This window comes from Pseudomonas sp. BP01, assembly GCF_022760795.1.
In the GTDB taxonomy this organism is placed as follows: domain Bacteria; phylum Pseudomonadota; class Gammaproteobacteria; order Pseudomonadales; family Pseudomonadaceae; genus Aquipseudomonas; species Aquipseudomonas putida_Q.
Genome location: NZ_JAFBKA010000127.1, coordinates 1 through 264 on the forward strand (window position 1 = coordinate 1; position 264 = coordinate 264).

At 63.6% G+C, this 264-nt stretch carries 1 protein-coding gene; it reads right to left on the reverse strand.

What is annotated here, in order from left to right; translation table 11 throughout:
* The coding region (locus JOY50_RS28780; RefSeq protein WP_243056203.1) for an immunoglobulin-like domain-containing protein at window positions 1–264 on the reverse strand (264 nt) is incomplete at both ends.

A 264-nucleotide genomic window follows, 5' to 3' on the forward strand; every position in this document is an offset into this window, starting at 1 on the left:
TCGCAGTGCCGGTTGTACCGTTAGCCGGGATGGTGATGGTGGTTTTGCCATCGTCCAGGGTAAAGGTCAGCGCCGCGTGCTTGTCGATCGGCAGGCCGTCTTTGTTGGTCAGCGTCACGGTGTAGGTGATCACGCCGCCTTCGGTGACCGACGGGGTCGCGGTCAGTTTCGCCACGACTTCGTCGGTGGTGTCGGTGACGTTGACCTTCGCCGCGTCGCCCAGCTGCAGGTTCTCGAAGGTACGGCCACCGATGTCGGCTGCCG